Source organism: Ruegeria sp. B10 (genome assembly GCF_056539825.1).
On the sequence record NZ_JBQFVP010000017.1, the window covers coordinates 1 to 24,280 of the forward strand.

29 protein-coding genes are annotated in these 24,280 nt (G+C 55.3%); 6 read left to right on the forward strand and 23 right to left on the reverse strand.

Features of this window, described 5'->3' with window-relative positions:
* The 19 genes from ACR0J4_RS20170 to ACR0J4_RS20260 all read right to left on the reverse strand — a co-directional run.
* On the reverse strand, positions 1-403 hold a 403-nt coding region (locus ACR0J4_RS20170; RefSeq protein ID WP_480668803.1), incomplete at its 3' end, for a hypothetical protein.
* Entirely contained in the window at positions 396-554 is a 159-nt protein-coding gene (locus ACR0J4_RS20175; RefSeq protein ID WP_152460674.1) for a DUF4177 domain-containing protein, read from the reverse strand. The genes ACR0J4_RS20175 and ACR0J4_RS20170, both read right to left, overlap by 8 nt.
* 12 nt (positions 555-566) lie before the next feature.
* Positions 567-1,580 (reverse strand): ATPase, T2SS/T4P/T4SS family, encoded by a 1,014-nt coding sequence (locus ACR0J4_RS20180; RefSeq protein ID WP_152460675.1) that lies wholly within the window; start codon positions 1,578-1,580, stop codon positions 567-569.
* 205 nt (positions 1,581-1,785) lie between these two features.
* The gene (locus ACR0J4_RS20185) at positions 1,786-2,619 is read right to left on the reverse strand and encodes a TraB/TrbI/VirB10 family type IV secretion system protein (protein WP_170575215.1); all 834 of its coding nucleotides are present in this window, start codon (positions 2,617-2,619) and stop codon (positions 1,786-1,788) included.
* Between the two features lie 11 nt (positions 2,620-2,630).
* A complete protein-coding gene (locus tag ACR0J4_RS20190; protein ID WP_170666354.1) occupies positions 2,631-3,257 on the reverse strand; it encodes a hypothetical protein in 627 nt (208 codons plus the stop codon).
* 56 nt (positions 3,258-3,313) lie between these two features.
* Positions 3,314-4,129: a TrbG/VirB9 family P-type conjugative transfer protein gene (locus tag ACR0J4_RS20195; RefSeq protein WP_170666357.1), complete on the reverse strand. Its 816-nt coding sequence runs from the start codon at positions 4,127-4,129 to the stop codon at positions 3,314-3,316.
* Positions 4,129-4,764, reverse strand: a complete 636-nt coding sequence (locus ACR0J4_RS20200; RefSeq protein WP_170667822.1) for a VirB8 family type IV secretion system protein — start codon at positions 4,762-4,764, stop codon at positions 4,129-4,131. Before ACR0J4_RS20200 ends, ACR0J4_RS20195 begins: the two co-directional genes overlap by 1 nt.
* Positions 4,765-4,790: 26 nt before the next feature.
* Positions 4,791-5,846, reverse strand: a complete 1,056-nt coding sequence (locus ACR0J4_RS20205; RefSeq protein ID WP_170666362.1) for a TrbL/VirB6 family protein — start codon at positions 5,844-5,846, stop codon at positions 4,791-4,793.
* The gene (locus tag ACR0J4_RS20210) at positions 5,843-6,343 is read right to left on the reverse strand and encodes a hypothetical protein (RefSeq protein WP_170666366.1); all 501 of its coding nucleotides are present in this window, start codon (positions 6,341-6,343) and stop codon (positions 5,843-5,845) included. Before ACR0J4_RS20210 ends, ACR0J4_RS20205 begins: the two co-directional genes overlap by 4 nt.
* A complete protein-coding gene (locus tag ACR0J4_RS20215) occupies positions 6,340-7,086 on the reverse strand; it encodes a type IV secretion system protein (RefSeq protein ID WP_170666370.1) in 747 nt (248 codons plus the stop codon). Before ACR0J4_RS20215 ends, ACR0J4_RS20210 begins: the two co-directional genes overlap by 4 nt.
* Positions 7,086-7,220 carry a hypothetical protein gene (locus ACR0J4_RS20220; protein WP_256368715.1) on the reverse strand — a complete coding sequence of 45 codons (135 nt, stop codon included), beginning with the start codon at positions 7,218-7,220 and terminating at the stop codon, positions 7,086-7,088. Before ACR0J4_RS20220 ends, ACR0J4_RS20215 begins: the two co-directional genes overlap by 1 nt.
* Positions 7,217-9,601 (reverse strand): VirB4 family type IV secretion/conjugal transfer ATPase, encoded by a 2,385-nt coding sequence (locus tag ACR0J4_RS20225; protein ID WP_170686498.1) that lies wholly within the window; start codon positions 9,599-9,601, stop codon positions 7,217-7,219. The genes ACR0J4_RS20220 and ACR0J4_RS20225 overlap by 4 nt, the downstream gene beginning before the upstream one ends.
* Complete coding sequence (locus ACR0J4_RS20230; RefSeq protein WP_152460684.1) at positions 9,576-9,854, reverse strand: VirB3 family type IV secretion system protein; 279 nt, start codon at positions 9,852-9,854, stop codon at positions 9,576-9,578. The genes ACR0J4_RS20225 and ACR0J4_RS20230 overlap by 26 nt, the downstream gene beginning before the upstream one ends.
* A gap of 3 nt (positions 9,855-9,857) precedes the next feature.
* Positions 9,858-10,139 carry an HAD family hydrolase gene (locus tag ACR0J4_RS20235; RefSeq protein ID WP_152460685.1) on the reverse strand — a complete coding sequence of 94 codons (282 nt, stop codon included), beginning with the start codon at positions 10,137-10,139 and terminating at the stop codon, positions 9,858-9,860.
* On the reverse strand, positions 10,136-10,780 hold the full coding sequence (locus ACR0J4_RS20240) for a lytic transglycosylase domain-containing protein (RefSeq protein WP_152460686.1): 645 nt from the start codon (positions 10,778-10,780) through the stop codon (positions 10,136-10,138). The genes ACR0J4_RS20235 and ACR0J4_RS20240 overlap by 4 nt, the downstream gene beginning before the upstream one ends.
* Entirely contained in the window at positions 10,777-11,202 is a 426-nt protein-coding gene (locus ACR0J4_RS20245; RefSeq protein ID WP_152460687.1) for a TSCPD domain-containing protein, read from the reverse strand. Before ACR0J4_RS20245 ends, ACR0J4_RS20240 begins: the two co-directional genes overlap by 4 nt.
* Positions 11,199-11,822, reverse strand: coding sequence for a hypothetical protein (locus ACR0J4_RS20250; protein WP_152460688.1), 624 nt, complete (start codon positions 11,820-11,822; stop codon positions 11,199-11,201). The genes ACR0J4_RS20245 and ACR0J4_RS20250 overlap by 4 nt, the downstream gene beginning before the upstream one ends.
* A gap of 476 nt (positions 11,823-12,298) precedes the next feature.
* The gene (locus ACR0J4_RS20255) at positions 12,299-12,712 is read right to left on the reverse strand and encodes a thermonuclease family protein (RefSeq protein ID WP_170649823.1); all 414 of its coding nucleotides are present in this window, start codon (positions 12,710-12,712) and stop codon (positions 12,299-12,301) included.
* Between the two features lie 48 nt (positions 12,713-12,760).
* Complete coding sequence (locus ACR0J4_RS20260) at positions 12,761-13,117, reverse strand: hypothetical protein (RefSeq protein ID WP_142638830.1); 357 nt, start codon at positions 13,115-13,117, stop codon at positions 12,761-12,763.
* A 155-nt stretch (positions 13,118-13,272) separates the two neighbouring features.
* On the opposite strand from ACR0J4_RS20260, the gene ACR0J4_RS20265 reads away from it, so the two are divergent.
* The 6 genes from ACR0J4_RS20265 (at position 13,273) to ACR0J4_RS20290 (ending at position 18,502) form a co-directional block, all read left to right on the forward strand.
* Positions 13,273-13,995 carry a hypothetical protein gene (locus ACR0J4_RS20265; RefSeq protein ID WP_170709398.1) on the forward strand — a complete coding sequence of 241 codons (723 nt, stop codon included), beginning with the start codon at positions 13,273-13,275 and terminating at the stop codon, positions 13,993-13,995.
* 617 nt (positions 13,996-14,612) lie between these two features.
* Entirely contained in the window at positions 14,613-15,650 is a 1,038-nt protein-coding gene (locus tag ACR0J4_RS20270; protein WP_170747427.1) for a hypothetical protein, read from the forward strand.
* A gap of 187 nt (positions 15,651-15,837) precedes the next feature.
* Positions 15,838-16,791 carry a LuxR family transcriptional regulator gene (locus tag ACR0J4_RS20275; protein ID WP_170570583.1) on the forward strand — a complete coding sequence of 318 codons (954 nt, stop codon included), beginning with the start codon at positions 15,838-15,840 and terminating at the stop codon, positions 16,789-16,791.
* Between the two features lie 632 nt (positions 16,792-17,423).
* Positions 17,424-17,681 (forward strand): ribbon-helix-helix domain-containing protein, encoded by a 258-nt coding sequence (locus ACR0J4_RS20280; RefSeq protein ID WP_170418358.1) that lies wholly within the window; start codon positions 17,424-17,426, stop codon positions 17,679-17,681.
* Positions 17,671-18,015: a type II toxin-antitoxin system RelE/ParE family toxin gene (locus ACR0J4_RS20285; protein ID WP_170418355.1), complete on the forward strand. Its 345-nt coding sequence runs from the start codon at positions 17,671-17,673 to the stop codon at positions 18,013-18,015. Before ACR0J4_RS20280 ends, ACR0J4_RS20285 begins: the two co-directional genes overlap by 11 nt.
* Positions 18,016-18,361: 346 nt before the next feature.
* Positions 18,362-18,502, forward strand: a complete 141-nt coding sequence (locus ACR0J4_RS20290; RefSeq protein WP_170667823.1) for a hypothetical protein — start codon at positions 18,362-18,364, stop codon at positions 18,500-18,502.
* Positions 18,503-18,546: 44 nt separating this feature from the next.
* Here ACR0J4_RS20290 and ACR0J4_RS20295 read toward each other — a convergent pair whose 3' ends face one another.
* From ACR0J4_RS20295 to ACR0J4_RS20310, 4 genes are all read right to left on the reverse strand, one after another.
* Positions 18,547-19,650: a glycine cleavage T C-terminal barrel domain-containing protein gene (locus ACR0J4_RS20295; RefSeq protein ID WP_170418349.1), complete on the reverse strand. Its 1,104-nt coding sequence runs from the start codon at positions 19,648-19,650 to the stop codon at positions 18,547-18,549.
* A gap of 103 nt (positions 19,651-19,753) precedes the next feature.
* Positions 19,754-21,331 (reverse strand): ABC transporter substrate-binding protein, encoded by a 1,578-nt coding sequence (locus tag ACR0J4_RS20300; protein WP_170667824.1) that lies wholly within the window; start codon positions 21,329-21,331, stop codon positions 19,754-19,756.
* A 120-nt stretch (positions 21,332-21,451) separates the two neighbouring features.
* Positions 21,452-22,636, reverse strand: a complete 1,185-nt coding sequence (locus ACR0J4_RS20305; RefSeq protein WP_170667825.1) for an acetyl-CoA C-acyltransferase — start codon at positions 22,634-22,636, stop codon at positions 21,452-21,454.
* A 16-nt stretch (positions 22,637-22,652) separates the two neighbouring features.
* On the reverse strand, positions 22,653-24,251 hold the full coding sequence (locus tag ACR0J4_RS20310; protein ID WP_245223335.1) for a fatty acid--CoA ligase: 1,599 nt from the start codon (positions 24,249-24,251) through the stop codon (positions 22,653-22,655).
* Between the last annotated feature and the right edge of the window lie 29 nt (positions 24,252-24,280).

A 24,280-nucleotide genomic window follows, 5' to 3' on the forward strand; every position in this document is an offset into this window, starting at 1 on the left:
TGTCCTTTGGCTCACCAAATTTGGCAAACACGATTTCACTATCCAATTTGTCTTTGAGCTTCAGAACCGACGCATAGCCTTCCTGGACGAGCTGAGGGGCCTTTGCAAAGGTCGCATCACCGTATTTCGTTGAGGGACCACGCAGCGCAGCCGCCACAAATGCAAAGGTCAAAACACCCACTGCGACCACCGCCACCAGACCCATGATCTGCTGCGTCTCTGCAGGCTGTGCCATGAACTTCTCTGGGATCGCCCAGATGTCCAGCCCGCGAAAGCCTCTGGTGTTGATGTATTCGAGAGCCAGCCCGACCACCAACACCGCGCAAGCCGAGGTAGCGATAAAGCCCATAGTACCGGCTATCGCGACCTTCTTGCCTTTGGGTAGATCCTGAAACTCAGCCATCGGTCAGCTCGCGTTTGAAGAAGCACACGATGCCAAACTCGGCAGGTACGACGCCGACCATTTCCCAACCGTCTTGCCCGAGCTTCGCAAACTTCTCGCCTGCATTTTCCTCTACCCGCATCAAGACATTACGATACTCAAATTTTTTCATTCTATTTCTCCTTCAGATAAGTTGATCAGCGGTCATCAGGGGTGGGAAGATCACTCCGTTGACCTTCCGTTCGTCACCGATTTTCTTCATGTGAACGATCATGTGAATGGTGGCCCGGATGTCATCGACCACTTCTGACTTTTGAACGGTCGGAGATCCGCGACGCACCATCTTGCTCATACGTCCAATGGCATCTACTGGTGAGTTGGCGTGCATGGTACAAACAGAACCATCGTGGCCGGTGTTCACCAGTTCCAGGAACATATTTGCGTCGTCGCCCCGAATTTCACCGCAGACGAGGCGGTCAGGCCGTAACCTCAGCGCCGATTCCAGCAGCTTTGTTGGTGATCGAGGGCCATCTTCTTCGGAACGGTCAGCAAGTAGATCGACAGAATTGGGTTGCTCGATGTCCAGCTCGGCCACTTCTTCAATCGTCACGATCCGTTCGCCAGGATCGACGCGCTTCAGCATTGCATTGAGAACAGTGGTTTTGCCAGACGAGGTGCCCCCGGCAATGATCACGTTCCATTTGCTTAGCATCGCAAGGTCGGCCAGCTCGTCAAAGTTCATTGTTCCGGCAGCGAGAGCAGCCCGAGCCTTTTCAAGCGCGCTGTGATCATTGTTTTCTGCCAACGCCGCCTCTTTGCTGGCGAAGCTGAACGCGCCCAGATCGACGGTTTTCACGCGGAGCAGGCGGATCGCCACGGACCCCACGCCGGTTGTTGCTGGCGGAATCACAACCTGCACCCGCGCTTTACCCTGCTGTGTCGGCACGTTGGCCGTCGCAATCGGCTTCTTTTCTCCGAATGTCACATCGCTGAATCCGGCCACGCAGCGCCCGATGTTTTCCACATCATCTCTGTTCAGAGTAATGTCTGTCCTGGTCATGTGTGTTGTGCCCATTTCTTCGACCCAGACCGATCCGTCAGGATTCACAGAAATTTCGCTCAGGCTTTCATCGTGCAACAGATGCTCGATCTTGCCTGTATAGTATTCCAGAAGGCTATTGCCGTTCCGCCCGCTCATGTTCTTGTCCTTGGTAGAGCACTTTTTTGAACACTGGAGGTTGCCTTCGCTGCATCTCGGCTTTGCCTCGAACACGAAGGCATCCACATAAGATTCATTGCTTCCAAAAAGTGCTGAATTTGCTTCAAAAAAGGCCGCTACCGCACTCGATCATGCTGGCAGCGGCCGGAAAGACTGCTGAGGCGGTCGGCTCATTGGCTCGCGCTCAGAAGCTATCGAACACAACGTCGCGCTGCAGGATGGCGTTGATGCGACTGCCCTGATCGACAAAGACTGTCGGAGTAATGCGCAGGTATTCATCAAGCGCCGCTGCCGTAGCGTTCTGCAGGTTAGACCCCACTTGCGTTGCCAGATCAGTGCGAACCGAGTTGTTGCTATCGTTGTCAGAGACCAGTGCCACCGGCGCAATGCCGATGATGGACAACAGCGCTGCAGTTCCGAACCGTTTCCCAAAGTGTGTGTTCACCCTGCCGGTCGCACCAGTCCGGCCTTGACCGTCCGTACCAGCCGATCCGACCTGAGTTGACAGGCCGTCAGGCGTGATGACACGGCTCCAAACGATCATGATGCGCGTTTGCGCCAATGTCGTGTCCGCTCGATACTCGCCAAAGAGCTTCGATCCGCGCGGCAGAAGCAAACGCGTGCCGTCCATCGAGTAGACGCCACGTGTAATCGTCGCCACGACACTGCCGGGCAACTCCGAGCTGACCGCGCCACCGAACACAGCCGACAAAACCGTGCCTTGCGTCAGGGTGCGCGACGGATCGTCAATGATCGAGGCCCCGACGATGGGGGGATATTCTTCGACCAGATTGTTTTGCCATGTCGTGTTTTGGTTTTCCTGATAGCCGCGTTGATCTTCAGGCAGGCGGGTGTCGTCTGGCTGGACTTGAACCGGCTGCGGCGCTGCAGGGAAGGGTTGGAAAATGACCGGCTGCGATCCACCATTGATCGGCTGGTAGTTTTGACCGGGTGCGTCCTGTGCCATCGCGCTTGAGGCCAACGTGACCAGGGCGAGGGTGAGTGCTGTTCTGTTCATCGTCAGCTCCATCAGTTTCTGCCGTATGGGTTTTCATCGAACACAATGCCGTCCGACTGGTTCTGCCGCTGGCGCATTTTCTTCAGTTCTTCGAGTCTGCGCCGCTCGTCATCGGTCAGACCTTGCGCCTGAAGGTGGCTTACGCTGGCAAGTGCCCGGGCCTCCGCATCTGCGATGGCCTGGGCAAGTTCCGTCTGGAACTTCTTCTCTCGCTCATCATATCTGACCTGAAGGCGTTCATTGGTCAGGTTCAGCGTTGCGATTTCACCGTCTTTTTCTGACAGCGAAACTTTGGCATCCGTCAGCTCGTCTTGCAGGTCGGAAATCCGGCCATTCTGTTGCTCGATGGTTTTCAAGGCTTTATCAAACCCAATGAATTCAACCGGCTGTGGAGTTGAGGCGGGCGTTGCCACCGCAATTTCCTCGGGCAAAGCCTCTGGTTCTGGCTCATCGACCTCTGGTCCCCGTGCGGTCAAAAGCCCATATCGCTCGCCACCACCTTGTTGCAAAGCGTCAACGCGAACGCCCGTGTTCCCGCCTTTGCTTTCGTCGCCCAATACGAACCAAGCGAAACTCACGAACACCGCTCCGGCAACAGCGACAGCGATGAGCTTCTTGGGCTCGAACCTCTTTCTCATACGTTGAGGTGGTTGCTCCGCTGCAATCCGTGCTGCAATTGTCTGATCGCGGTTCATTACTTGCTGCCCCCCGGTTTAACTGTCTGTGAAGTAACGGGCCTGCCCGTTGCACTCGCCTGCTGAAACTCGTCGCCATCGTTTCGAACACAGATTGAAGTGTCCTCAATGCGCAGTGTCCAAAGATCTGAAAGGCCCTGCACCTGGATAATGCCGCGCTCTTTGACTGTGGTGTTCACCATCAGCTCACGTCCATCAGGCAGGACACGGAAGATACCGGGCAGCTCCGCATCCTGTGGGATATGCATGTAAGTGTGAACGCCATCATCCCAAACGGCGGTGGGCGCAAAGTCCGCTTTGCCCGAGCGCGAGTAGTTCTGGTTCACAAACCGGCCAGTTGGCTTCGGCTCGCTCCGAGCGACTGTGCCGCGACGCGTTGTGGTCCCGCCGCTGTTGTTCTTGTTATAGAACGTGACCCGGAACGGTACTCGCTTACGTTCGGCGGCGCTCTCGGCCGGAACCAAATAGAAGTTGTATGTCCCGCGATTGGTCAGGACGGTCAGGTTTGAATCCGAGTTCAGGATTTCCGGCTTGAACGCAATAACGCGACCTTCCTGCAGGCGAGTGATCTGAAAACTTTCAGTGTCGCCCGCACCAATGCTGCGGACGGTTTCGCCCTGCGGAAAGTGAACATAGGTAATCAGGCGTTCACCCACAGGGATGCGGTACACCTGGTTGTCGACGTAATGGAAATGCGTGATGCGGTGATCCGCGTTCTTTCCGTCTGGCGTTGGTGTGATTTCAGCGAGCAGAGGTGTTGAGAGCGTCAGGGTTGCAGCCATGACGCGGGTGAGTGTTATTAAGGGCCGAAACATCAGATGTTCCCCATGGTGTCTACGCGGTAGTTGGTGACAACGAAGCCAAATGGATTTTCCAGAAGCTCACCCATCGACGTCACGATTTTCTCCTCAAACCCGTAGGTCACTGTGACCACGTAGCGGGCTGTCGCCGTTGCTTGGTTTGGCACGATCAGGGACTTGCGGATCTCGACCTGCACCGTCTCATCGTTGACCGGCGAGACGCCCAGAATTTCGGTCTGCACCTTTGTCTTGGGCGTATAGATTTCGTCCGGATGGTTGTCGTTCGACCCATCCCACAGTTCGCGGTAGGACGTTTCGGCCAACTCATCAGAACGACGCAGCACCGATTTCAGGCGCTCGTTATTGTCCTGGACATCATAGGTTTCCCGGTCGCGCACATAATTTGCGACTTCACGGAAGGCCATTGCCTCCGTCGGTTCCAATTCTTCCACCTTTTCAGTGAGCAGGACTGGCAGTTTCGTGTCCGGATCAATGGAGAATGGCACCGCGCGGATTTCCTTCAGGGGAAGGAGCATCGCCCAGCCAATCATAGAGGCCACGCCCATTGCCATGCCGACCATGCCGAATACCTGCCATTTGAAGGCATCGCGGCGTGCGCCCAGAAAGAGTTCTTTTTCGTGATCTGTCACGTGTGACATTTGCTCTGTACCTCGATTTATGAAGATTTATTGGCGCGAGCTTGTCGAATGCTCTGCCGGTAACGGTCAGCGGCGTAGCTCTGACGAGCTGCCCCATCCTGATTTCGGGCTCTGTGCGCTATGTCCCGACGCGCTTGCATTGCGCGAGACGCGCTGTCACGAACGCCAGTCCCGTCACGTGCTGCGGAAGCCATCGCGGCGGCGGTTTTGCCACCGGCTACTGCACCCCTTGCGCCATCGCTGGCAGTGCCCAATGCACTTCTTGCGGCTGCAACCGCGCCGGTTGCCACAGCAAGACCGGAGGATGCCGAAACTATCGCGCCAGACATGCCGCCAGCCAGTGACGGGATTTGCGTGAGCATGACGATAGCCACGATGCAGATTGCGAGAAAACGTCCGCTGGCTTCCATGTCATTAACATCAGACAAGGAACCAAGTTCCGAAGCGAAAAGCGCCTGAATAAGAGAAACGATGCCTGTCAGAACGACAATGACCATGATGAGGCCCACAGTCGTTTTCGCCCAGGCTGCGAAGATATTGGCTGTGGCCGAGCTGAGCAGCGTTGCAATGAAAACAGGCGCTAGACCCAGCAGGACCGCCAGACCGCCTTTTGCGATGAGTGCCATGCCAGTGCCAAAAGCAACGATGACGGCCCCAACAACCCAGAGAATAGCTCCGGTGATGCTCAGGCCCCAGGTCGCGTTTTCAATGGCCTGCTGGCCCATCAAGAAACACTGAAGCGCAATCTCATCCAACGCTTGCCATACATTTGTGGTTCCAGTGAGTGCCCCGGCAATACTGTCCGGCAAGATTTGGACGCCTTGATAGATTGGTTGGAAAAAGGACCAGCTCGACGCCATTCCGATGATGATCGTCGCCCGAATGATCCAGCCTACATAACCACCAAACCCAATTTCTCTGATCTGAAGTACGCCGTTGATCAGCATCGCTACAAAGATCAGCGCAGCAATAGCCCAGAGGGCGGATGCGAGATCCGCCGCAAGGCTGGTGTATGCTTGCTGAGAAAAGTTGCTGATTGCTGATTCAATCGAGCTGACGAAATCCTGAATCACGACCCACAAGCCTCCTCAATTGCAGGGCGCAGCGCTTCCAAGCGTTCTTGCTGCGTTTCTTTGAGCGATTTGAGTTCGCTGGATGGCTTCGACCAGAAATCGCCCTGGTCTGCGCCCACCAACTTGATTGCAGCTTCGCGGCTGAGGTTACCGAGCGGGCATTCAGTGCTGAATGCTTCATCGGCTTTGCGCAGGCGGCATTGCTCTATGGCAAATTCATGAGCAGCTATCACTTGCTCATTCAAAATGGCATCGGTCCAGTTGCCAACGACATACTGTTGATCCGCGCCCTGACCAGCGTTGGCGAGCTGTTCAACCCCGTATTCCTTCAGGGGTTTTTTGAACGCTCGCACGCCCGAATAACCAAGACAGGTCCGATATTCCCCAAATGTCCAATCAACATTGGGGGGAAACGGAAGTCTGGCCTCAGCACTGGCCGACGACGCTAAAAGCGTCGCCGTCAGTGTGATCAGGGCGAAAGTGGAGCGGCTTTTCATTGGGTTTCTCCTCTTGCGTAATTGCTAAGCGTCTTTAGGTCCGCTGCGTTTGCAGCCAGATCCGTGCCCGACGCCAGGGCATTGGCCGAGGTTGCGCGCAAGATTTCAATTTCAACTTGCAGGAGTTTCAGAAGAACCGCTGTGTTGTAGTCGATTGCATCCTTCAGATCTTCTTGCTGACCGATTTCACCGCGCAGCTTTTCGGCGTCTTCGGAGAGTTTGCCCGCCATGTCATAGCCCTGTTCGCCCAGAGCGGACGCCATCAAGCCAGCGCCACCTCGCTCTGACAGAATGCGCCGGGCTGGCACGTCTGACGTGCTGAACTCGGACAAGATGCCATCGTTCAGGCCGAGGTTGATGGATCGTCGTTCCATTGCCTGCGCTGCGACATCGGGCAGGCCGGTGATACCGCCCTCCGCTGCATCCAGGGCGTATCCAAGCGTGTCAGCTGCCGTTGCCAGCTTCAAAAAGCTGCGGCTGTTGAACTCGTCCAAATCTGTCAGACCAGAAATGGCCTTGAACGAGTTCTCCAACATTGCGCGCTGCTGCTCGAGCTTCTCATATTGTTGCATTAGCTGTTCGTACTGGCGGACCATTTCCGCGACTTCGCGGGCCGAATTGGCGGCGTCTTGTGCGATTGCCGCTGAATCAACAACCGGGACACCCTGGGCCGATGCCGTGACGGGCAGGGCGGCCAGAACCAAAACAGCAATGGTTGTGCGGATGTGCTTCAAGTTGTCCATCACGCCAGCTCCAATTCTGCAGGACCCATTCGTTCGAAGTCACAGGCGCATTTGCTGCGATAGCCCGAATAGGTGTTGGTGCAGGCGGCAACGGCGGCCAGAACAACAAGGGCGATTACAAGGCGGGATTTCATGTGATTTCCTTCCAGAAGTTGGGGTTTTGTCGCCAGTCAGGATCAGGGAACGACTTGCCGTCTGATCCGCTCAAAACACGAAGAAGCGGGCCGAGAGCGCCGACATCGACATCGAGCCAAACACTCTCATCACCTTTCTTCATGAGCATTACGCGGTCGCCAAAATGCGCCCTCAGTGCGCCCAGCTCTGAATCGTTCAAGCCGATTGCCCGGTAGTCTGCTTCATTGCCGGATCGGGAGGGGAACAAGAGCTGCGTGCTGGTGTTTTCCAGGATCGACTTACTTGCCGCTGACGACAGGATGTGATCGGGGATCTGCGTCATCATCATCATCATGACGTTCAGCTTCCGGTATGTGGTGTAAGCGTTCTTGAGAATTTCTGCGCCGTAGGGGTTGCCTGCGATCACCCAGGCTTCATCAATCACAAAGACAGTGGGCACTTTCGCAGCACAACGGCGCTCGATCTGGCGCATGACGTAGCTGATCCATGCCAACCGGACCAACTCGTCATCCAGAACCTCAGAAATGTCGAACACAAGATGCCGATCGTCAGAGGCAAAAGGATCTGTGCCACCCTCGCCAAACATCCACGACAAACGCCCGTCGCCAGCCCATTCACTTGCACGCTTGTACAGGTTCTTGTCATCGTCAAAGGCTCTGAACCGTTCCACCAGTGAATCGAAGTTCTGAAGCGCAGGCGGCAAAGTGGCATTGGCTTGGCAAGCCCGCGTTATTTCATCCTTTTGATCGGTGGTCAGTGGTTCGTCATAGCTCAACAGGGCAATGACCCAGTTGGCGAGCCAGCTTTGCCCAGCCTCATCCGTCTCGGTCTGAAACGGGTTCATGCCGGTTGGTTCACCAACTCGGACGCGGGTGTACTGCGCACCAAGCGCCCGCATCGGAGCCTCCATTGCCCGGTCTTTGTCAAAAGCGATAATCCGCGCGCCCTGTGCCACCGCCATTGTTGCCAGCAGCATTGCGATCACGGTTTTACCCGAGCCGTTCGGTCCAAGAACGATCGTATGCCCGGAGGGCAGGTTTTCGGCGTCCTTACTGGTCTTGGGAAGGTGCAGCGAAACATCGTAGCTGTCCCCGTGCGTTGTCGGGAAAGTCGCCAATGGCCCCGGCCAGGGCAGCTTTTCCGCATCCAAACCCTTTGGCCGCATGTGGAACGCAACCATGTCCGCAAAGTTCTGGTCCGTGATCAGTTCTTCACGAGGACGGAATGCGAAGTTGCCGGGGTGCTGCGCGAAGTACACCGACCGCGCCGACATCGCTTCGCGTTTGACCGTGCCGCCCGAAATCTGGATTTCACCGATGATGTGTTTTTCGGCGGTTTTCAGATCTTCCTCGTTCCCAAACACGCAGATCGACAGGTGGTGCTTGCCGAGTGACATGGTGCCGGAGGCAATGCCGTCCGCCAGAATGGACAAATCCTCTTCAAGCGACTTTGCCTTGTCGCCTGCCGAGCGCATTTGTCCCGACTTGCGGCGTTCCATTTCCTGCGCCTGGGCGCGGCTGATCGGCAGGAAGGATTGCGAAATCACGACATCAACCGGCAGGTCTAGCCCGTCGAAAATGCCGGGGAACGAAGCCATCGGGTAATTCTTCAGGGAATAGACACGGATGGAGCGTTCCTGATCGTCGCCCGTGACCAGTTTGCCGCGCTTGCCCTGAAACAGCACATCCTCTTGCGGCATGTTGAAGGCGATGGGTTCTGCAATGTTCGTGTGAATGATCGGCTGATACCGACCGTTCAACAGCATTCCATAATAGCCGAGCCAACGCCCCTCGCTGAGCTTCAGCCGGCGCATACGGGCCTCGCCCAGCGTGCCCGCCAGTGTTGTGAACACACCGTCGAGCTGTTCCATCATTTCGCGGCGTTCCTCGTCTATCGTTCCAGACGACATGCCGAACATCTGTTTTGCCCGCTCATCCTGCCGCTTTTGCAGAATGGCGCTGATGATGATCTTGCGTTCTTTCAGCTCTGCATCGACGGACGCTGAGCGCATGGCCTGCGCCACTGCACCGGCAAAGCCGGTTGGATCTGTGATGACATGACCAGTCTCAGCTGGGACGGTCAGTCGATGAACATAAAAGGCCACCTCATTGGGTGTCGTGCGCAATACACGCTCAAACCGTTCGGCCAGGAACTCGAACTCGTTTTCGTCCAGCGTGTTTGCGTTGATTCCGGTGATTTCTGCAGCGGCGATGAGGCCACCGTTGCGTGTAGAAATGACCTCATCGTCCACGACATAGCCATACGGCAACATCTGAAAGAGGCTCATTTCATCCTTGCGCCAGCTCGGCTCGATCAACGAGCGGGCAAGGGTCCACAAATCCTGTGCAGCAGGCTTAGGCACTATAGTAATCTCCCCCATGATGCTGGCGGTTTTTGGTGCGCGGAGTTTTGGAAAGGGTTACGGACAGGACGCGGAAGAAAGCCGGTTCCCATTCGTAAAAGAGGCGAAGCCCGGTGTAGAAAACAAAACCCGCAATGATTGCTGGCGCTATCCCGAACATGAAGAACGAAAGCATGGTCATCCCGAGGATCACCAGCAGATAGATCACGGGTAAGCCGCCCCATTCTGCGGGGCGGCTCAGGCCGCGAAAGACCGTATTGCGGCGCGGCATCAATCAGCCTCCGATGAATGTATCAGCGAGGCCGATAACAGCGCCGACGACGATAGCGATTACCGGGCCTTTCAGCGAACCCCAGCCGAACACGTAGGCGAGACAGCCCCAGATGAAGCCGACAGCGGCAAGGCTGACGCCAACGACCTTCGAGTCGGCCAGCGTTTCGTTGATGAAATCGCCAATGGCATCTTGCAGCCAGCCAGCGGAGGCGGGCGCTGCTGTGATGATGAACGCAGTGATCGCGAAAAACGCCATCTGCTGGTAGAAGTGGGTTCTTTTCATGAGGAAGTGCTCACTTTGCTTAGGATGATCCGCACGTAATTGCGGGTTTCGGTGAAGGGGGGGACGCCGCCGTATTCGACGACGCGGTGAGGCCCGGCGTTGTAGGCGGCAAGCGCCAGCTTCCAGGTTCCGAACTCGCGGTACTGCGCCGCCAAATAGCGGGCACCACCGTCGAGATTTTCTGCAGGGTTCTTTGGGTTCACGCCCAGGTCTTTCGCCGTTCCGGGCATGAGCTGTGCGAAGCCATAGGCACCCTTGGGTGACAGAGCGTCAGCCCGATACCGGCTTTCCTGCCAGACCAGCGCCATGAACAACTCGGCCGGAATGTCATGGCGTTCCGCCGCTGCGTGGATTTCTTTGACGATCCGCTCCTGCGACCAGCCGCCCGAGGATCTGCGAGGCCGCGGTGCCTTGCCCGCAATCTCGATCTTTTCCTGTGGCTTGGCCTTCGGCGCTTCCGGTTTTTCGTCAAGCGTGTACTCACGCATCCGGATTGGCCGAACGACGCCATTGACGATTTCTGCCCGCGCACCGTTCAGAAACACGCTGCCATCCGGCTCGTATTCGATGACCTGGGCGCTTGCGCCGGTCGCCACAAATGCCGTGGAGACGAGCAGAAGGGGCCGCATTGCTGCGATCATTCGGATTTCTCCTTTGCTTGAGTTGGCGAGGAATTGGAGGGGTTCTGTTCGTCGCCGGTCGCGGCCACGTACTCATCAGTCCAGGACGGCGGAATGCTGACAGCATCCACCAACCAGCCTGCGAGACTTGCGTATTCTTCGCCACCAAGGGCCGAAGTCTTGCGAGCGATAGAGCGCGACAGAAACGAAGCTGCTACGCCGTGCTGCAGCAACAGCGAAATCAGAACGCACAGATCATGCAGATGGTATTCGAGGTCGCTGCCAGAGCGAAAACCGCCGCTATAGAACACTTCACGGGGTTTGATTGGCGACGCCGGATCATACCCGATGGTGACAAAGGCAGTGTGCCCTTGCGGAGTTTCAACGCGGCGTGTTTCAGCCAGCCGACGATCAGGAAGAACTTTGCGCGCAGGCTTGTTCATGACAAAGCTCCCTGCGCATCAAGTTCCGCTTGTCGGATTTGCATTGCGAAATCCACTTCAAGGCGCAGCTCAACGACCACTTCAAGCGGCATAACGATGTCCAGCCAGACACCCTCACGGATCAGGTGAACGTGATAGGTGGCGTTTGGGTAAACGAACCAAAGGGCTTCATGCCGGTTCAGAACGTCGCGCGCGGTGTCGGCGTCGATTGTGCCTGACAGGTCGCAACCGAATTTCAGGGTTGCGTATGAGTTGGCATAGTTTGCTCGGCTGCTGCTTTGGATGAGCGCAGCGGCCTTTTCCGGTGAAGCAAAGCGGAACAGCTCTTTCGGACCCAACGCCTTGTTAACGTCTGCGTGCAACTTCAAGGCTTTGTAGAGCCGATTTGCACGGACATACTCAAGATCATTGAGGACATGGAACATTTCGAGCGCGATTCCGAAAGCCGTGGCGCGGGCATCGCTTTCCAGCCAGTATTCGCGCATTCCGCGCTTGATGGTTGACCGTTCTCCGGCAAGGTGGCGGATTACGGTGAGAATGTCCTTACGGGCTTGCTCGAAGCTCTGGGCGGCAGGCACCCAGCGCCGATCAATCTTGCTTTCGATAGTGTCGAAGGCCACTGTGATCACCTTTCCGCCTTTCAAAAAATAGGTCAGTAGTTTTTACATAATTACTATTATGAGGTTCGATTTCGGGTCATCTGAGCAGCAGAAAATTGGATGCCGGAACACAGCACTGAGCCCTTCGCGGGCTCCACAGACAGCCAGCGTTCAGCTCGGATCAATCAGCCGGAAGGTCTGACCAAAGTGTCGGGGATGTCCTGTTCGGCGCTGTCGCTGGTCAGTGCTGTGCCGTCGCAAGCGCAGACAAGTTGTCTGGGTCCGCACCCATTGACTCTGGCGCGGCGCTGTCCAATCTAGGATCGGCATCTAGGGTTACTGTTTTTACCATAGTACAGTTCTCTCTTGATGTTGGAGGAATGCCCGGATGGATTTGGGGCGTTTCTTGTCCTGTCGGTTGTTGGCGCAATCGACAGGACCGCTTATTGCTTAGTGAGATTGCCTTATTGTCATAAACTGTTGTGTGATCCTTTCTTTTAACCGCACCAAGACCTGCGTTTACCGCCAGAGTATGGGCGCGCGAGACCCTCGGAAATCAGGATGGCCCCGACGTCCTGCCCAGCCACACGCCCAACCGCCAGGAAGCGGTCATGCACGTCCAGATCTGGTTGGATGACCAGCTCTATCTGGTCCACCGTCTGGATGAGCTCTGTCAGCCTTGCTTTCGCTTTCAATCCCAGAGTCTTTTCCGCACGGCATTGCGGCCGGTAGGTCTCAGGCGTATCGAAGCCAACGAGCCGGTAGCGGTCGTCGCCGTGGTCGATCGTGTCACCATCAATGGCAATCACCTCGGACGCGCTCAGAGTCTTTGTTTGTTTTGATGGTTCAATCCAGACCGCAGCAAAGAACAAGGACGCGAGTGTAGCGCTGAGAAACAAGAGCCGTTTCATGTGCCCTGCCCCAGTATTTTGATGAGCCAGGTTCTCGAACGTGACCGATCAGGTTTTGGATTTCGCGTCCAGGGCCTGAGCTGCTTCGAGACCCTCTGGGGTAATCGACTCGATCGTGTAATCTGATTTGACGCAGAGAATGCGACCGTCGCCAAATTCCTGGTGATGCTTAAAAAGCCCCGGCCAAAGATCGAACTCTCTGGGCTCAGCGCCCGCTCGAGAAATCTTCGACTTGCACAAGGCTCCGACATAGTTCGGCGAGCTGTAAATGCAGTGGTACTTAGGTCGTCCAAGGGAAGCGAGTCCGATAAATTCGTAGCGGCATGTAAAGGGAACCTGATCTTCTTTCAGGCCCCGGACCATCTCGATGGTTACCACAGTGTATTGTCTCTTGTTGTCCGCCATGACGACCCCCTATGGACCGTCTTCTACATCCAAAAGTTGTGGACTAAAACACAATCTACGTCAATATAAGAAAGTACGCCAATATACGATATTAGATTGTCAGAAATATATTGGCCGGATATTGCTTAGGCGATTCGCAAGCAGGAGAGACCATCTTGAAACACTCAAAATCCGGAAATCGAACTCGCGCAAAGGCCCTTGCAATTGCACTCGCTGCACTGCCGGCCACGCAGGCCAGTGCCTATCCAATTGACTGTGCCATATACCTTTGCCTCGCCGGAGGTTGGCCAAATTCGCCTGATTGCGTCGCTGCCAAGGCGGAGTTCATTCGGCGCGTCACACCCTACCCGGTCGAACCGCCGCTCCAACTCTGGCGCTGTCCGATGAACGCGTCAGAAAGCTCCTCAGGCGTGAGTCCTATGGAAAGGTTGGAAGCTATCAAGCGCAACAGTGCTAGCCCTTTTCCAGAGCTTCCATCTGACGATACGACAGTGCCCTTGCTGGTAGATGCTGCGATCTCAACGGAAGCAATCCAGGCATTTCATGGCCAGTCCGGCGATAGCTTTCAAGCCACTCCGATCAGCGTCGATCTTTCCTCACCCGATTTCGACGTTGTCAGATCCATCAGGGTTTGGGATGTGCGCCACTATAGCTATCGCCGTCGTTCACGGGAGGGAGATTGCGAGCGTTCGCTTGATCTTGTGGTTGGCACCTACGACGATAATACGAACTTTCGCTGGTCCGAGCGCGCTCCTGCCCCAATCCCTTCCTGGCTGCCCCTGGGCAATCGCTGTGAACCTCCCAGCTACTTCCGTGGCGTTGGTGTCGAGTGGACCGACACATTCGGGTTCAGCGACTACGAACTCATCCGATATTGAGGTGCTGACCTGCGGTTCAGCGCGTTGCTCCTGGCTATGCCACCAAAATCGCCAGCCGTATTTTTAAACCAGGCCGTTTGGCCCGGAGGAATAACCTAATCCCAAAACAAAAAACCCCCGCAAGGCGGGGCCTCAGCGGGGATCTTCTTAAGTCAAGTTTGATCACCTGATTTATAGGAAATTCCCAAAATTCTGACAAGGATAAACGCATCTGTGCGAACGGTTTTTCTGTGTCTTTTCGCTGAGGTTCGAGCCGCCTTGCTTCCCCAATGAGAAGCAGACCATGAGACCCCTTAATCATACCGAATACCCTGCCCCGCTAAGCTGGGATGCCAATACTGACCTTTGCCAAGGGAAGCCAATACAATGAGCTTTCGGCAGATCGCATCCGCCCATCATCACAAAAATATACGCTTCCACAACGGCCTTCCTGAGGGCTGGAACCGCGACAGGTTTCGGCAGCTTTGCGTGTGCTACGCCCAGATAAGAGGCGCATCGGCCCAGTGTATTCGCACCTTTGAGATCATCATCGACATGATCTGCCATGTGCGTTTCGCGATCTGTCCCAGGAACCTTTTTGCTACGCGCGCCAGGAAACTCTCATTGCCGGGCGCGGGGTGACAGATCGGACAATTCACAACCATGAACGCGAACTGGAAGCCATTGGATTGATTGAACGCAGGCTTGGGGCCAATGGCGCGCGGTGTAAGCGCAAGGGGCTTGGCCTGTTCCTGACCCCTGCCCTGAACCTCATATCTGAAATGCTGGACGCCGAAGCGCAAAACAGCGCTGAAAAAGAAAAGCATGATGGCTTGCGCGGTGATCGCTCACGACTTTATCGATATGTGAAGCACAGTCTGGCAGTGCTTGTTGCGCTCCCCTGCCCTGCCGAAGATGTTGACGAGATGATGGCTGAATTTCGATCCTGGCCGCGTGCTGACAAGCTGAAATACCTGTCGTTGGATGAGCTCAGGGCACATGTTCAGGCAGCTCATGACCTTTGGAAAAGGATGGAAGGGCATGTCGCTAAACGACGTGAAATTTCGGGTGAACCCGAAGCCAGTTTCGGGTGCCATATACAAGATCAAATTGAAGAAAAAATTCTGTCCTGTAACGCCGGTGGCGAAGTGACAATGCCCTCGGCCAATGCCTCGGACCCAGATTGTTCTGGCTCCGGGCCTAACGGCCCTGCGCATTGCTTAGAAAGCAATCATCCGACGGAAACTGAACCGCACAAGGCCCAAAAGCTGCCTCGGGTGAATAACCGCATCCTGTATGACTTGGCCTCACCTGAGCTGCGCATGCACATCGATATCGCCGGTGGTGGAGATCAGAAGTCCTCTCCGACACTCTATGCGATCGAGACCGGCGTTTGGTCCCGGCTTTCGGAAATCGGCACCAATATCTCCGCCTGGCATGCGGCAGTCGACCGAATAACCATCTTGGGGGCGATCCTGGCTGGAGTGATCACGGATGCGAGGCTGAGTGATCCAAAGCTACCGCCGGTGGTTAATCCGGGCGGATATCTTCGCGGTATGGTCCAGGCGGATGAACGCGGTGAATTGAACCTGATATCCAGTTTCATGGGACTGTTGGCGCGAAGAGCCCGGGAAGAGGAAGGCGGGCTTCAGCAAGACCACAAGAACCAAATTTAGCCTTGGCGGGTTATCGGTTGCCAGCTTTTCAAATTCGTGTGTCTCATCGGCAGGTTTTTGCTCTGTTTCCACCTCCAGAACAGAACTGTATTCAAATCTGTGATTGGCTACGGGAATTCCCGAGTAGTTTGTTCAGCTTTAGGTTGCTATGCGGCCCCGACGGTAACGCGGAACAGAAAGACGATCTATGAAAATCGCGGATATTGGCAATTCTGAGCTGGATTTCAGGCAAACCGGTGAGGCACGCCTCCAGGAAATTTGCCAAAGATTTGGGTTTGAAAACGCCTCCTACGCCCATATCGACAAGCATCATAATGTTGTTCACGGGTGCACCACGTTTCCCGAGGAATGGGTCAGGTACTACGTCGACAACGATCTGGTTCTAGCCGATCCCCTCATTCGGTTCGGTGCCAACATGATTGCGCCGGTAGACTGGACTGTATTTGATGAGCAGCGTGAACAAGCGCCGCTATTCGACGCAGCCAGAAAATTTGGAGTGGGTCAGAACGGTCTTTCCATTCCGGTTATCAACCCGTTTGGCGAGCGCGGTGTATTTACGGTTACGTCCAACCTGCCCCGATCCGAGTGGGATGCTTTGATCGCGAGAATGCTCCCTGCCCTACGCCATGAAGCACAGGTTCTACACTTGCTTGCCCTCGATGTCATCGAAACCGTATTCAACTTCCCTTCGGATTCCCTGTCTGGGGATGAACTGGATGTATTGAAAATGCTCGCGTCGGGGTTGATACCGTCTGTCATTGCCAAGCAAATGGGCCGCTCTTCCCGAATGGTAGAGGTCCTGACTGCTTCCATCACCACCAAGCTCAAAAGCCGGACGATTGAACAGGCGGTCGCCCGGGCAGTCAGTACCGGTTTTCTTAAGTGGAGCGATTTCTTTGCCGACCCGGTGGCAGAATTGGTCAATAAGGAAAGTCAGCGGCTCTGCGGTGGGATCGTGCGTTGGGGTGGTAGGTCCCACGAACTAATTGGTTTTGAAGACGGCAGACTGGTTCGGAACGTTGATAGCTTTCAGTCTGTCGAGATCACGGACCTCGCGAGAGAGTTTAACTTGAGTGCAAACGAGGTGGTCGAGGAACTTGGGTGTAACCGTGATCAAAGATTGTGGATCAGGTATCTCTGAATTCGGCAAAAACGCATTGCTTCATCTTTGAAAAGACCGAAGGCGCATGTTTCACATAATTTCACTTCTGCGTTTTAGAATGACTTCATAACCATAGTTATCCGTACCCCAGATGGCGAACATGCGCTTGGCCTTACCAGATGATACGTACCGGCAGTATCCCCAGACCATCGAGGCCTCTTTGTTTATTTAATTGTGAAGCCGGTGTGCGATCATCGAAGGGTAAGAAAAGCTGTTACCCTTGCGCAGGAAGACGACTTCGTTGTCAAGACGCGGCTCGACTTCTACGGTTAGGACAATCGTTTGTTGTTCACCTTCAACGGAATATCTTTCAAACGGCTCTAGCGGGGTGCCCGCACCCAAAACGTAAGCGAGACTGGGTCAGATAGCATTGCCCCGATAGGGTGCTGGACAAAAGCTCATCCTCGAACCGAAGAACTTGGGCTCAACCGATATCAATGCGCGGGGATCAGATTCCTTTGAACGGCGTTGGCGTGCCAATACGATATAGAGGGATATGCAGGGAAGTTTGTTTCTGGATAGTAATGGCAATAAAACACGTTCGTTCGCGCCCAATATTGACTGTTGTTTGCAGCAGCTTATACTACTCAGTAGTATACATGAGGCTTGATATGAGCGTTAAAGCATCAATATCGCTGACTGAGTCACAAGACGCCTACGCGCGGAATCTTGTCGCCCAAGGTCATTACGCCAGCCTGTCCGCCGTGCTTCAGCATGGGCTTGAACTGATGCGTGAGCAATCGCAAAACACTGACGCACTGCGAGAGCTGCTGGATCAGCGTCGAAACGGAACCTTCACTACTCTCGAAGAGGGCAAGGAGCGTACCAAAGACATGATCGCACGCAAGCGGGCTGCGCGTGGTCTATAAAGTCGTTCGCGCCGAAGAAGTCACCTCAGATCTCGATCTCATATTTGACTATCTTGTTGAAACCGCTGAGCACTTTGGCGAAGATCTGGAAACCGCTTTTCTGCGCGCTGAGAAGCGCGTCATAGAGATTCAGGAGAGCCTCGAAAGCCTGGCGAACGTTCCACATCAAGGCACCCTAAGACCACATCTCGGCAATAACATTCGGAACGTAACCAAGATCAAAGCGATCATTTATTTTGAAGTCGACGATGACAAACTGATCGTACGCGTACTCGCTGTCTTCTATAGTGGTCAAAACCACGATGCGCACATTCTGCTGCGCCTATTGTCCTGACCCCACGCATACATTGGCCGAGCGATCGGCCGGCAGTTCTCATAAGTCGGCTACCTTTTAATAGCCGAACAGTGCTGAATCTCGAGTGCATTCCTGCGGTTCAAAACTAAGACCTAGCCAAGGATTTCAGTCTGGATGCCATCAGGGTCATGGAGGAGAGTGGTCCACTCAGAGCTGGATCTGCGCGATTGGTGAGCTTTGGTCATGAGATGGTTGGTGGTTTCCCGATCCTGAAAGACGCAAAAACGTACGGTCTGGGTGTTGGTTTTGTCTCTGGGCTAAAAACTGGTCAGTCAGCGCCGTTAGCGACCCGTCGGCTTCTCGCTCCGCGCCATTGAACTTGCTAGTGGTCGAAAAATTCTACCTAGACGTGGTGATCTGCACCAATGGCGATGGAGCAGATCTGGATGAGTTCTTCGGCCACATGAGTGTGTGGGACAACAAGGGTTGGGCGACCCGACGAAAAGCACATCGGTTCATTGAATAATCGGAATTTGCCCTTTCGTTTTGGTGACCAGGTCCGTCGTGCTCTCAGAGAAAAGGCAACTCGCAAAGCGTTCCGCCAACCGGTCCAGCGCCACGTTTTACCGTGACCCTGTCGCCGGGTTCGGCATCGACCGAGACCAAAGCAAAGCCGATATTCTTTTTCATCCGGAAAGACCAGGCGCACGTCGTCAAATCACCAATTTTTACCCCCCCTTTCTCTATGTCGTTCCAAGTGAATTCTGGATTTGCAGGACTGCCAGCGTCCAGTACAACCCCCAACTGATGCCGTTTCGGCCCCTCATCCGCAATACGGCGCAACGCATCGATCCCAATCGTGTCGTCAGGCACATGCAAGTCCACATATTTGCCCATGCGGACTTCGTAGGGATTGGTCTGTCCATCGGTGTCGCCTCCATAGGAAACGAGACCGCTCTCGACTCGCTCACTCCAGTTGGGGTTCCCTGGACCAATACCGTGTGGCTGGCCTGCCTCTTTGACGATGTTCCAGAGTGCAGTGCCTTTGGCACTATCCATCAGGTAAATCTCGAACCCACCTTGTTTGGACCAGCCCGACCGGGCGACGGCGACCGGAATACCGTCAATTTCGGTTTCCCGGAACCAGAAGTATTTCAGGTCTCGCACCCAATCACCAAAGATCGAGGCAACCACAGTTTCCGCCTTGGGACCCTGCACGGCCAGAGGTGAGACATCAGGCTCACTGACTTCCACATCCAATCCGCGCTCTCGTGCGACGGCTTCGGCCCAGAACCAGATATTGCTGTCCGCGATAGACAGCCAGTAGCGGTCTTGGTCCAGCTTCAGCAGGATTGGATCGTTGATAAGCACGCCATGGTGGTTGCAAAGTGGAACATACTTGCCTTGGCCCATCTTGCATTTTGAAAGGTCTCGCGGCGCAAGGATTTGCGCCAGACGCCCGGCATCTGGGCCCTTTAGCTGCACTTGCCGCTCTACCGCAACATCCCACATCGAGACATCGTTGATGATGCGCCAGTACTCCTCCTCTGGGCTGCCATAGGAGGTCGGCATCAACATGTGATTGTAAGTTGTCATGGCACACACACCATCGGCCAAGGTGGCCTCATAGAAGGGTGATGTGCGCAGACGCGTGGACGGAGAAATAGAGAACATGGCTTGATCGCGATTTAAGGGAGACAAGAGAAGGCCGCCGGTCCGGGTGGAACCGGCGACCAAAGGTCAGTTGACTGGTGCCACTGACGGGGAGAAAGCAGCCTTAGGTAAGCCAGATATTGCGTAGAGTCTGACCAAACCCACCAAGAGTTCCAACCGGATGGGGTGTGTACCCCATGACGTTTTGTGCTGTTGCCTCAAGTTGGTTCTGGAACACGGCGTTCACAAAGCCGCCATCGTCGTTCATCATATGCAACATGTCGCAATACATCTGCGCGCGTTTTGCCTCATCCAATTCGGCGCGGGCCGCCAGGATCATGGAATCGAATTCGTCAGAACCCCACATGGTTTCGTTCCAACTGCCACCTTTCATGTGAGCGATGGTCAGGAAGGCATCGACAGTAGGTCGAGCGTTCCAACCCGACATGGTCATTGGTTTCTGCATCCAGGTGTGGGTCCAGTACCCGTCCGATGGGGTTTTTATCACATTTACATCTACCGCTCCCTTTGCAGATTGCTGGAAAGTCAAGGCAATGTCGTTTGCCGAATTCCCAGCAGTCTCGGACGTATGGAGGTCGAAGCCCGAAACCCCTGCCTTGTCGAAGTAGAACTTTGCCTTGTCGGGATCGTATTCGGCAGGCTTTACGTCCGGGCACCAGTACTTGTAGGTCGGGCCAATCGGTGTGTCTGCTGAAATAGTACCTATTCCCTTGAACACCTGGTTCAAAACAAGTTCACGGTCCAACGAGTGTTTGACACCTTTACGGAAATTCGCGTCATTTGTCGGAGCGCGGTCCACCATCATCACCATGTTGGTAAACGAACCAGTCGGTGTATTGTGAAGCGTCACAGCGTCGTTGGAGTTGAGCTGATCAACAGCGAAGGCCGGAACGTCGTATACGGAGTCTACATCCCCCGCTAACAACGCGCTCAACATTGCGTTTGCGTCCGGAACAGGGATGAAATCCAAGCCATCTAGGTAAGGCTTACCGTCCTCATAGTAGTTTTCGAAACGTTCGAAAACCACTCGCTCGCCGGGAATGAATTCCATCACCTTGAACGGGCCGGAGCCAATTGCATTCGTGAAATCGCTGTGCCCGGCTGGATGGATGGACAGATGGTAGTCTGACATGATCACCGGCAGGTCTGCATTGCCGGAGGACAAGGTGATCTTTACGGTCATAGCATCGGGTGCATCGATTGCAGTGACTGTCGAAAGCAGAGCCTTGGCAGGCGATTCCGAACCCTCGGCGATGTGGCGCGACAGGCTTTCGACTACATCGGCTGAGGTGACGTTCTGACCGTTGTGGAAAACTAGGCCATCGCGCAACTTGAATGTCCATTCGGTCGCTGCATCGTTGACACTCCATTCCTCTGCAGCGTCGCCTTCGACCTCAAGCGAGGGTAACAAACGAGTCAATCGCTGGTAGACGCAATTGCCGTAGACTGCATCCGAAGTGTCCGTCATCCTGACGGGCTCTAGGGTATCATCGGTGTTGCCCTGCGCGATCCGCAGCCAGCCACCGCGTGTTGGCGACTGAGCGTATGCGGGACCAGCCTGTGCAAGAATGCTGCTTGCTGTGGGCACCAATAAACCAAAAGCGCCTGCGCGTTTGAAAAAACCGCGACGACTGAGCGATCCCGCCTTATATTGGCGTACCAAGCTATCGATATCGGACATTTTTTCCTCCCAGATGACCGATGCGGGTTGCACCCGCTGTTCATCGAAGTTTGAGCGGACGGCACCCTGTACACAAACAACCGATTCCATGACTTTGCCATAACTGAGGTTATGGAAATGTCAGCAGACTTCGAAAAGCCCAGCCGCGCCCATACCACCGCCGACGCACATGGTGACGACCACATACCGAACCCCGCGCCGCTTCGCCTCAATCAACGCGTGGCCAACCAACCGGGAGCCAGTCATTCCATAGGGGTGACCGACGGAAATCGCGCCGCCATTCACGTTTAGCCTTTCGGGGTCAATACCCAGCTGGTCCCGGCAGGGAATGGCCTGGGCTGCGAAAGCCTCGTTCAATTCCCAAAGACCAACGTCATCCACTTTCAATCCGGCACGCTCCAGTAGCTTCGGAACAGCATAAACTGGTCCCATGCCCATCTCCTCTGGAGCGCAACCTGCCACAGCAAGGCCCCGGTATACGCCTAGTGGAGCGAAGCCGCGCCGTTCGGCCATACGGGCCGACATCAGCACACAGGCCGATGCCCCGTCGGACAATTGGCTCGCGTTTCCTGCGGTCACGACACCGGCTTCAACAACCGGCTTCAGCCCCGCAAGCGTTTCGATTGTCGTTCCCGGCCGGTTGCCTTCGTCCTGCCGAACCGTAACGGTTTCTTCGGTAATTTCGCCAGATTCACGGTTTTTGACCAGCTTGGTCGCTGTTACAGGTACGATTTCATCGTCGAATGCTCCTGCAGCCTGGGCGGCGGCCGTGCGCGTTTGCGACAGTGCCGCGAATTCATCCTGTGCCTCACGAGTTACCCCGTGCAGACGCGCTACATTTTCGGCGGTTACAAGCATCGGCATATACGCGTGCTCTGATGCTTGGACTACCGCTGGGTCTTTTTCGTCCATAACCCAGTCGAAATACCTGGCCTGCACCGCGGAAATGTTTTCTTGTCCTCCCGCCACGACAATGCCCATTCCGTCGACCGAAATCTGTTTTGCCGCTGTGGCAATGGCCATCAGGCCCGAGGCACATTGACGATCGAGAGTCTGGGCTGCAGCCGTTGCCGGGAGACCACCTGCAAGCGCTGCCAGGCGGGCGATGTTCAGGCCGGCAGTCCCAGCGGTCAGGACCGATCCCAGCACCACATCTTCTACCTCTGCTGGATCGATACCGGCCCGACTGACGGCGGCTCGTATGGCGTGTCCAGCGAGTGTCGGCGACTTCGAGTTATTGAAGGCACCCTTGAAAGCCAACCCTATGGGTGTTCGAGCGGTTGATACGACAACGACATCTTTCATATCACGAACCTTCCTATTAGATGAACCGGGCCCTAAGGGCCTTCTTGTCCAGTTTGCCAACCGACGTTCTTGGCAAGCTGTCGGTAAATTCAATCCGGTCTGGGATCGCCCATTTCGAAATCGCCCCTTGGTCAACCGCCACATCGAACGCCATACGAAGACGGTCGTAGGTTTTTTCGGTTTCATCACAGCAGGTAACAATCAGCATAGGGCGTTCCCCCCATTTCGTGTCTGGAACGCCAATGGCGGCCGCTTCACTCACACCTTCAACGGTGCTCGCGAGGTTTTCCAATTCAAGCGAAGACACCCATTCGCCTCCGGTCTTGATCACATCTTTAACCCGGTCGGTGATCCGCAACGTGCCCGTTTCGTCGATGAACCCGACATCTCCAGTATGCAGCCAGCCGCCTTGCCAAAGTGCCCCCGTCCCGGCCTCGTTTTTCAGATAACCTTGAGTTAGCCAGGGCGCGCGCGCCACAATTTCTCCCGTCGTCCTTCCATCGCGAGGGGCATCGTTCATATCCCCATCAACCACACGGATTTGCACAAATGGCGCGGGTTTTCCTGTTGCAATCCGAGCACTCAGCGGTGTTTGCGGGTCCCGCGTGGCCATCATGTCCGCCACTGTCAGGAACGGACAGGTCTCTGACATGCCATAGGCAGCGTGCACGTCAACTCCGTGCTCTAATGCCTGCCTTGCCAGACCTTCGGACAGAGCAGAACCGCCTATGATGACCTTCCAGTTGCTGAGATCTGTTTGCGCGACTTCAGGTGCATTCAGAAGCATCGCAAGTATCGTCGGTACACAATGCGAGAACGTAACACCGTGCTTTTCGATTAGCCCCAAAAGGCGGGCGGGATCGTAACGACCTGGATAGACTTGTTTAAGGCCCATCAATGTGGCGACATAGGGTATGCCCCAACCATGCACATGAAACAGCGGGGTTATCGGCATGTAGACATCGCTCCGGTTCAGCCCGCCGCCTGGTACCGGGCCTAACCCGGCCGCGACCGCCATTGTGTGCAAAACCAGTTGGCGCTGGGAGTAGCTGACCCCCTTGGGATCACCTGTGGTACCGGTCGTGTAGAAAAGCGTCGCTCGGATATTCTCGTCAAAATCCGGGAATTCTTGCTCCGGTTCGCACTGCTGCAGCAGGGCCTCGTACTCGCCTTCCGAGGACTCCACCTCGGGGAACACCCCATCGTCGCTGAGGATTACCAACCGCCAAGGCCGCTCGATCCGCTCAGAGATCTCGAGTAGAAGTGGCAAAAAGTCGACGTGGCACAGGATTACGTCGTCCTCTGCATGGTTGATCGTGTAGAGGATCTGATCCGGCGACAATCGGATGTTCACGGTATGCAGCGTGGCCCCGATCATCGGAATAGCAAAGAAACACTCGAGATACCGATGGCTGTCCCAATCCAGAACGGCCACAACGCTACCCTCACCCACGCCAAGTGAGCGCAACGCCCCTGCAGCCTGGCCGACGCGCCTGGCAAAAGTGCGATAGTCATACCGCTTCGTATCGGCGTGTACAATCTCCTGATCTGGCGTGTTTGCCAGCGGCGTGGCGAGGATTTGCTTGATCAACAATGGGTAGGAATAGGCAGTCATGGGCATCTCCGATCGCCCCAGTCTTTGCG